Consider the following 5,984-nt stretch of genomic DNA (forward strand, 5'->3'; position numbering starts at 1 on the left):
CTTCCTGCTCAACCCCAATGGCGAGTTCGGTGCACTGTGGCGACGCAACGCCACGCGGGCTGGGTTCCCGCCGCATCTGTCAAGCGAGGGGAAGGCGGCCGTACGTGCCGGCGACAGTGTCGTCGTTGTTGGCTACCGCCTGGGCAATCGGCCGCTGCTGCAGGTCAGTTCGATCCGCTCCGGCCGTAGCGGCCGGGAGCTGGTCGACCGCCCGCCCACCTTCGGCGCTACCCCGCCGCCGCCGCCGACCCCCGGCCAGCTGACCCCGCTGCAGTCCGATGGCACGATCCAGCGCCTGGTCTATGGGCCTGCCGGCGAGGTTAATGGTGCGCTGGTCAGCGATGGCACGGTGGTGCGGATGCCGCCGCATCTGGCGCTGCAGTTCACCGACCTGCTGCGTGTGGGCGCACCGCTGAGCGCCAGCGGCTTCGGCGTGGCCACCCCGGACGGCCGTGCGATCGAGGCGACCCAGCTGGGGCGTGATCGTTCGTCGCTGCGTGCGCTGTTCACCGCGCCGCGTCCGGACGGCCCGCTGCCGCCGTCGGGCGCTCCGGTTCCGCCGGCGGGTCGTTGAGTCGTCCCACCTTTGTCTTGTTCGTTGGTTTCCTCCGTTGGCCACGCACCCGCGTGGCCAACGGCTTGATCGGCAATGCCGATCCTTTTTCGGAGTAACACCATGCATTGGGTCGACCCTGATTTCCTCCCCGCCACCCGCGGCACCCTGGCGCGTTTCCTGCTCAACCCCAAGGCCGATATCGACGGCCTGCTGCTCACCGATGGCACCGAAGTGCATACCCCACCGCATCTGTCCGAGGCGCTGCTGAAGGCGCTCAAGCCGGGCAGCGCGCTCACCGTGCGTGGCCTCAAGCCGCGTGACGTGGAGATGTTGGTGGCGCTGGCAATCGATCCGGAGGGCGGCAAGCGCATTCTCGATGAAGGCCCGCATGGGCCGCATGCCAAGCCCAAGCCAAAGCCCAAGCCGCCCGGCAAACCGCCCAAGCCGGAAGTGGCCCAGCACAGCGGCACCATCACCCGGTTGCTGCATGGTCCGCACGGGCAGGTGCATGGGGTGCTGCTGGACGATGCGGTCATGGTGCGGTTTCCGCCGCATGCCGGGGGCGACTTCGCCAAACAGCTGGTGGTCGGCAAGCCGCTGGTGGCCGAAGGCGAGACCAAGGCCACGCCGCACGGTGTGCTGATCCATGCACATGCCTTGGGTGGCAAGGCGGCGACGCTGAAGCAGGTCGAGCATCCACCGCACGGCCCTGCGCATAAACCCAAGCCCAAGCCCAAACACTAGGAGCCGGACATGCGGCCACCGCGCGCGACCGAGATGCTCGCCTACTGGTTTGCCAGGTGCGCCTTCGTGCGCGCTTGCAGCGGAGCATTGCCATGCCAATGACCAAGGCAAGGCCACGGGGGACGCGCGCGCTGGAAGCACTGTATTTCAGCGTGGCCGATGTGCAGGACGGGCTGGGGCCGTTCCTCAGCGTGTTCCTGCAATCCAAAGGCTGGTCGGTGGCGGCGATTGGCACGGTGATGAGCGTGGGCGGTATCGCCGGCATGCTCGCCACCACACCGGCCGGCGCGCTGGTCGATGCCACCCGGCGCAAACGCGCCGTGGTGGTGATCGGTTGCCTGGCGATCCTGCTTGCCACCGCCTTGATCTGGCTGCAGCCCACCTCTTCCGGCGTCGCCGCCGCACAGATCGCCTCGGCGTTGGCAGCGGCCGGCATCGGCCCGGCATTGACGGGCATTACCCTGGGGCTGGTGCACGCGCGCGGTTTCGATCATCAATTGGCGCGCAACCAGGTGGCCAACCACGCCGGCAACGTGCTGGCCGCGGTGCTGGCCGGCTGGTTGGGATGGCGTTACGGCTTTGCCGCCGTGTTCCTGCTGACCGCATTTTTCGGCGCGCTGGCGCTGGTGGCTGTGCTGGCGATTCCGGCTGCGGCCATCGACCACCGCGCAGCACGCGGTCTGGCAAGCAACAACGGTGGCGATGCGCTGAGTGGTTGGCGCGTGCTGCTGACCTGCCGCCCGTTGGCGCTGCTGGCGGTGACGCTGGCGCTGTTCCATCTGGGCAATGCGGCGATGCTGCCGCTGTACGGCATGGCGATCGTGGCGGCGCATGCCGGCGACCCGAGTGCGTTGACGGCTACCACCATCGTGGTGGCACAAGCCACGATGGTTGTCGTCGCGCTGCTGGCGATGCGCTGGATTCGCGTGCACGGGCACTGGTGGGTGCTGCTGGTGGCGTTCATGGCCCTGCCATTGCGCGCCTTGGTGGCGGCATCGGTGATCCACGGCTGGGGCGTGTTTCCGGTGCAGATCCTCGATGGGCTGGGTGCCGGGCTGCAAAGCGTGGTGGTGCCGGCGCTGGTTGCGCGGTTGTTGCAGGGCACCGGGCGCGTGAATGTCGGCCAGGGTGCGGTAATGACGGTGCAGGGCGTCGGTGCGGCACTGAGTCCGGCGTTTGGTGGCTGGCTGGCGCATGCCTTCGGCTACCGCATCGCGTTCCTAACCTTGGGTGCGATCGCGCTGCTGGCGGTGGCGCTGTGGGCCGGCTGTCGCGGGATGTTGCAGGCAGCGGCGTCTGTACAGGCCGAGACAGTGCTGTGACCGGTGCGCAGTGCGCGCACGCAGGTGACTGCCGATCGAGTGAATTGCAGCTTGCGCCTTATCGACCGCACTGCGCTGGCAAGGGTGACCAAGTGCAATCTGTCCAGCAGCGTGTCGCGTCGGCGAGGACGCCTGACAGCCGCGCAGATGACGCGACGCGCAGCAGCGCTTCGTGGGTCCGGATCGATGCACTGTCTTTGGCCGTTGACCGATAGCAGCCAACACAGATGACGCGTCTTAGATCGGCTAACAAAACTACTGCGCAGCCGCCAGGCGGGCGCGGCCGGTGCTCGGAATCCTCATGTACCCCTCGTACACTCCGGTTCCTGTGCGCCGTCCACGCCCACCTGACGACCGCTCGCTACGTTTTGTTAGCCACTCTTAGTGAGATATCAGGTGCGATAGCCAGGATCTCACCGCGCATGTGGCGATGCGGCCCTGGCAGCGGGCACGCAGGCGGATGTCGTTGCGTACGGTCCCGGCGATTGCGTGGCTACTGGCCGCCGGCGAAATTCCATTGCCGCCAGGCTTCGAACACCATCACCGCAACGGTGTTGGACAGATTGAGGCTGCGGTTGTCCGGGCGCATCGGCAGACGGAGCCGGTGCTGCGGCGGAATCGACTCCAGCACCTCGGCAGGCAGGCCGCGGGTTTCCGGACCGAACAAAAATGCATCGCCATCGGCGAACTGCGGTGTGTCGTAGCGCACCGTGCTGCGGGTGCTCAGTGCGAAGACGCGCTTGGGCGCGATCGCGGCCAGTGCGCTGGGCAGGTCGGTGTGCACTTGCAATGGCGCGTATTCGTGGTAGTCCAGGCCGGCGCGCTTGAGCTGCTTGTCGCTGAGGTCGAAGCCAAGCGGCTCGATCAGGTGCAGGCGCGCGCCGGTATTGGCGCACAAGCGAATCACATTGCCCGTATTGGGCGGAATTTCCGGCTGAAACAGGATGACGTCGAGGACAGGTGCTGACATGCGCGCAAGTGTAGCGGCGCGCGTGCTCAAAGGCTGATGGCGGCGTTGACCAGCGCTTCCAGTTCGGCCGGGGAGGGCTGCAGCTGCGTCGTCGGCAGGTTCACGATGACCTGGCCCATCAGCGCACCGATGGCGCCAGCTGCTTGGCCGGAGGCGCTCTGCGCGCTGGCGGCGGCGCTGCGCACCACCAGGTCGGCACGCTGTTCGGCAGAAGGACGCACCTGCACCGCCGCCAAGGTGACGATGCGCAGGCCGGCCTGTTCGGCGGCCAGGGCGGCCGTTTGCTCGGCTGAGGGACTTATCTGCACGGCGGTCAGGGTGCGAATGTCGCTGTTGCGCTCCACTGTCTGCTGGGCGATCTGGTCGGCGGTCGGGCGTACCTGGACGGTCTCCAGGGTGGTCAGGCTGGCGGTCTGGGCAAACCCGGCCAGGGTGGCGCCAGCGAACAGGGCGGTGGAGAGGGCGATGCGCAGGGTCTGGGTCTTCATGGCGAGGTCTCTTTGTGTTGTTATTAAGTGGTGTTGTATCAATGTAGTACACCTAGTTGGTACGCACAGGAACTTTTTCGCAGTTTGCTGTTTTGTTCAGTGAAAAGTCAGTTTCAGATAGCGCCGGTGGTCGCGAGATACATCAGGGCAAACGATGTGCCAACTAAAGGCCATTGTTTTTAAAGGGTTTTTAGGTGCGTGAAGGCGTCCGCGTCCGGACACCCGAACGCATTGCAGGACGGCGGACATCTCGGCCAAACGGGTGTGCGCGCTCAAGGCAAGGAGGTTCGGTGCGCTGAATGGGTGGATTGCGGCTCCCGCCGCGCGTCTGATCGCCAGCAGGCAACTGCGGCACAATCCGGCTTTCCCCACAGGTGTGATGACTTATGCGCGTGCTGATGCTGTCTGTTCTGGTTGCCACCACCACTGCGGCCTGCACCTGGGTGCCGATCGAACAAAGCGGCAAAAGCGTGCGGGTGCTGCCCGCAGGCCCTGTGCCAGCGGGGTGTCAGCAGCAGGGCGAAGTGGTGGTGACGGTCAAGAGCAAGGTCGGTTTCTACAACCGCAACCCGCTGCGCGTGCAGGAAGAGCTCGAAACGCTTGCACGCAACGAGGCACCCGGCGCCAATGCCAATGCGGTGCAGGCGCAAGGCCAGCCGGCCGACGGCAGCCAGCGTTTCAACGCCTTCCGCTGCCCGCCGCGCTGAACCGTTGGGCTGGGGCGCAGGCGATTCAATTGTAAAGATGCGGTAAAACCAGCCAGCGGCTAGACTAGCGCCCCCTCGCCTGACGCCATGGCGCTACTTCGATGCTCTTCCAGAATGTCTCCATCGCGGGACTGGCGCATGTTGATGCGCCGCACACGCTGACTTCCAAGGAAATCAACGAACGCCTGCAACCGACCTACGACCGCCTCGGGATCAAGACCGACGTGTTGGGCGACGTTGCCGGTATCCATGCACGGCGCTTGTGGGATCAAGATGTCCAGGCCTCGGACGCCGCCACCCAGGCCGCGCGCAAGGCGCTGATCGATGCCGGTATCGGCATCGAGAAGATCGGCTTGCTGGTCAACACCTCGGTGAGCCGCGATTACCTGGAGCCGTCCACGGCGTCCATCGTGTCCGGCAACCTGGGCGTGGGCGACCACTGCGTCACCTTCGACGTGGCCAACGCCTGCCTTGCCTTCATTAATGGCATGGACATCGCCGCGCGCATGCTTGAGCGCGGCGAGATCGACTATGCATTGGTCGTGGATGGCGAGACGGCCAACCTGGTTTACGAAAAGACCCTCGAGCGCATGACCTCGCCGGATGTCACCGAGGAGGAGTTCCGCAACGAACTTGCCGCGCTGACCCTGGGGTGCGGTGCAGCAGCCATGGTCATGGCGCGCACCGAGCTGGTGCCCGACGCCCCGCGCTACAAGGGGGGCGTGACCCGCTCGGCCACCGAGTGGAACAAGCTGTGCCGGGGCAACCTGGACCGCATGGTCACCGATACCCGCTTGCTGCTGATCGAAGGCATCAAGCTGGCCCAGAAGACCTTCATGGCCGCCAGACAAGTGCTGGGCTGGGCGGTGGACGAGCTGGACCAGTTCGTCATCCACCAGGTCAGCCGCCCGCACACGGCCGCCTTCGTGAAGTCGTTCGGCATCGACCCGGCCAAGGTCATGACCATTTTCGGCGAGCACGGCAACATCGGCCCGGCCTCCGTGCCGATCGTGCTGAGCAAGCTCAAGGAGCTGGGCCGCCTGAAGAAGGGCGACCGCATCGCGCTGCTGGGCATTGGCTCGGGCTTGAATTGCTCGATGGCGGAAGTGGTTTGGTGACGAAGCACGGAACGTGTTAAAAAAAATGGATTTTTAGTACACGTTCCAGCATCATGTTCGCTAAGGCAACGCTGATCAA

7 protein-coding genes and 1 other RNA gene are annotated in these 5,984 nt (G+C 65.6%); 6 read left to right on the forward strand and 2 right to left on the reverse strand.

The window, feature by feature from the left end; genetic code table 11:
• From XAXN_RS12270 to XAXN_RS21415, 4 genes are all read left to right on the forward strand, one after another.
• Window positions 1–574: hypothetical protein (locus XAXN_RS12270; protein ID WP_054319746.1), on the forward strand; the 574-nt coding region annotated here is incomplete at its 5' end.
• A 102-nt stretch (window positions 575–676) separates the two neighbouring features.
• Complete coding sequence (locus XAXN_RS12275) at window positions 677–1,300, forward strand: hypothetical protein (RefSeq protein WP_054319747.1); 624 nt, start codon at window positions 677–679, stop codon at window positions 1,298–1,300.
• 92 nt (window positions 1,301–1,392) lie between these two features.
• Window positions 1,393–2,622 (forward strand): MFS transporter, encoded by a 1,230-nt coding sequence (locus XAXN_RS12280; RefSeq protein WP_054319748.1) that lies wholly within the window; start codon window positions 1,393–1,395, stop codon window positions 2,620–2,622.
• A gap of 301 nt (window positions 2,623–2,923) precedes the next feature.
• Window positions 2,924–2,999: non-coding RNA, sX9 sRNA (locus XAXN_RS21415), on the forward strand.
• A gap of 116 nt (window positions 3,000–3,115) precedes the next feature.
• Here the strand turns inward: XAXN_RS21415 and XAXN_RS12285 are convergent.
• Both XAXN_RS12285 and XAXN_RS12290 read right to left on the reverse strand, forming a co-directional pair.
• The gene (locus XAXN_RS12285; protein WP_054319749.1) at window positions 3,116–3,592 is read right to left on the reverse strand and encodes a tRNA (cytidine(34)-2'-O)-methyltransferase; all 477 of its coding nucleotides are present in this window, start codon (window positions 3,590–3,592) and stop codon (window positions 3,116–3,118) included.
• Between the two features lie 26 nt (window positions 3,593–3,618).
• The gene (locus XAXN_RS12290; protein ID WP_054319750.1) at window positions 3,619–4,080 is read right to left on the reverse strand and encodes an XAC0231 family protein; all 462 of its coding nucleotides are present in this window, start codon (window positions 4,078–4,080) and stop codon (window positions 3,619–3,621) included.
• Between the two features lie 386 nt (window positions 4,081–4,466).
• Between XAXN_RS12290 and XAXN_RS12295 the strand changes: the two genes are divergently transcribed.
• Window positions 4,467–4,787 (forward strand): DUF4156 domain-containing protein, encoded by a 321-nt coding sequence (locus XAXN_RS12295; RefSeq protein WP_008572192.1) that lies wholly within the window; start codon window positions 4,467–4,469, stop codon window positions 4,785–4,787.
• A 101-nt stretch (window positions 4,788–4,888) separates the two neighbouring features.
• A complete protein-coding gene (locus XAXN_RS12300; RefSeq protein WP_005912222.1) occupies window positions 4,889–5,905 on the forward strand; it encodes a 3-oxoacyl-ACP synthase III in 1,017 nt (338 codons plus the stop codon).
• Window positions 5,906–5,984 lie beyond the last annotated feature (79 nt).

The organism is Xanthomonas axonopodis (assembly GCF_001304695.1).
GTDB lineage: Bacteria > Pseudomonadota > Gammaproteobacteria > Xanthomonadales > Xanthomonadaceae > Xanthomonas > Xanthomonas axonopodis.